Origin of the sequence: uncultured Thiodictyon sp. (assembly GCA_903837595.1) — a bacterium.
Taxonomy (GTDB): Bacteria; Pseudomonadota; Gammaproteobacteria; order Chromatiales; family Chromatiaceae; genus Thiodictyon.
This window is the reverse complement of the sequence record CAILVI010000053.1, coordinates 1-2,303: the sequence shown is the minus strand read 5'-3', so window position 1 is coordinate 2,303 and position 2,303 is coordinate 1. Positions and strand designations below refer to the sequence as shown.

Annotated in this window: 1 protein-coding gene and 1 pseudogene; one reads left to right on the top strand and one right to left on the bottom strand. The window is 63.9% G+C overall.

Features of this window, described 5'->3' with window-relative positions:
- Window positions 1–327: pseudogene (locus QZY44_RS02840) on the bottom strand (hypothetical protein); the annotation flags it as partial.
- Between the two features lie 363 nt (window positions 328–690).
- Between QZY44_RS02840 and QZY44_RS02835 the strand changes: the two are divergent.
- Window positions 691–2,303, top strand: a 1,613-nt coding sequence (locus tag QZY44_RS02835; protein WP_295441957.1) for a sialidase family protein, incomplete at its 3' end; no start/stop codon positions are given.

The following is a 2,303-nucleotide window of genomic DNA, read 5'->3' as shown; positions in this document are numbered from 1 at the left end:
GGCCAGACCGCCCGAGCGCAACACCGCCTCCTGCGGGCCGTTCTCGATCGAGACGGCCGGCCGGGCCTGCGGCATGAGCGGGATGTGGGGGCCGCGGTCCACCGGGCCGGAGAAATGCTCGATGCGGACGCGGATCACATCCGCCATGGGTGCACTGATGCGGATGGTGAGAAGCGGGCCGCCCAGCGTGTCGCCGCGATGGCGGATCGGGCGCGTGGGGGCATGGATCACGAGGGTGCCGTCCTGCTCGCTGACCTCATGCGCCTCGGCCGGGTGAAAGGCGGACACGCCCGGCTGCAGCATCCATTGGCCATCGGTAAATTTCATGGCAGAAAAACAGGCGAACGCTAGTTTAGCGCTAAATTACCCGTGGAAGCCAGTCAGTTTTTAGGAATCCTGCCCTCCTTCCACCAAATTGCCCGGTGCACCAGCGGTACGAACAAGGCAGGACGTCGATGCCAAGGGTCGTCATGATTGACGCCAGACCTTCTGCAGAAGTGATCGGTTTGCCCGCTCTCGGGCAATGGGAGTCCGACAACTGACTTCACGACAGCAGGAGGTGGCGGGTGAGTGAATCGACCTTGAAAGGCCCAAGGGGCGCTCTAGGTTTATGGTTAAATCACGCCGCTGAATGGGTGCGGAATCGCACCATGTGCCGGGTGCTGCCAGATCACTCTACCCTAAGTCCTCATGAAAACCCTTCCATCCTTTGGGCGTGTCGCATCGATCGCCGGCCTTCTGTCAGGCCTGATATCGGCTTTCGCCGCCGGTCCATCCCACCAGCCGTATGTCTGGCGGAACGTGAAGATCGGTGGAGGCGGTTTTGTCTCCGGCATCGTATTTCATTCCGCGCAGCGCGATCTGGTCTACGCCCGCACCGACGTCGGCGGGGCCTATCGCTGGAATCAGGTAGGCGGTTTCTGGATTCCACTGAATGACATGCTGGGGAGAGAAAACTCCACACAGCTGGGAGTCCTGAGTCTGGCGGTCGACCCCAACGACGCCCATCTCCTTTACCTCGCCTGCGGCCAGTACACCCAGCCGTGGGAGAAGAACCATGCGGCGCTGCTCTGGTCGGCGGATCAGGGCGCCACCTGGAGCCGCGCGGTCCTGCCCTTCAAACTCGGGGGCAACGAGGACGGCCGCTCCACCGGCGAGCGCCTGCAGGTCGATCCCCACGATGGCGGCATCCTTGTTCTCGGCACGAGCCATGACGGATTGTGGATGAGTACCGGCCATCAGCCCGACACCTGGCATCAGGTCGCCAGCTTTCCAGCTGCCAGTGTCACTTGGGTGCTCTTCGACCAGCACAGCGACCAGCCGGGCAATCCCACCCCCACCCTCTACGTCGGCGCGAACAGCCTGGAGACCGGTCTCTATCGCAGCACGGACGGCGGCAAAACCTGGGCGGCGGTCCCCGGCCAGCCTACCGGGGTCATTCCCCACCATGCCGTCCTCGACGACGCCGGCATGCTCTATCTGACGTATGCCAATCACCTCGGACCAAGCAGTCTGACCGATGGCAGCGTCTGGAAGTTCAATCCCGCTGCCGGCACCTGGACTGACATCACGCCGGTCAAGCCCGCCGGTGATGACAAGTTTGGCTATGCCGGCCTGGCGCTTGATGCCCGGCGCCCCGGCATCCTCATGGTCACCACCCTCGATCGCTGGCACGTTGGCGACGAGATTTTCCGCAGCACGGACGGCGGCGCCACTTGGACGGCCCTGCGCGCCAAAGCCGCTTGGGATCACGCCTCTGCGCCCTATACCGCGCGGTACCAGCCGCATTGGATGGGCGACATCAAGATCGATCCCTTCAACCCGGACCGGGCCATCTTCGTCACGGGATACGGCGTCTGGGCCTGTGACAACGTAACCGCGGCGGATTCAGGCCAGACAACCCGATGGACCTTCCGCGATGACGGCCTGGAGGAAACGGTTCCGTCCGCCTTGATCAGCCCGCCGGCCGGAGCACCGCTGTTGAGCGCGATCTTCGATGTCGACGGTTTCCGGCATGACGACCTGAAGGCTTCTCCTCCCGCCGGCATGTACCAGCCGGCGTTCTTCAGCAGCACCAGCATCGACTTCGCCGAGATGAAGTCCGCACAGGTGGTCCGCACGCACACTGCCGGCACCGCGCGGGGTTCCTGCTCGCTGGACGGTGGAACGACGTGGACCCTGTTTGGCAGCACTCCGTCGCCGGCTATCACCAACGGTCCCGGTGCGATCGCCATCTCCGCCAATGGTGGCAGGCTGCTGTGGCTGCCCAAGGGCTCCCCACCTTTTTATTCGAGCGACAGCGG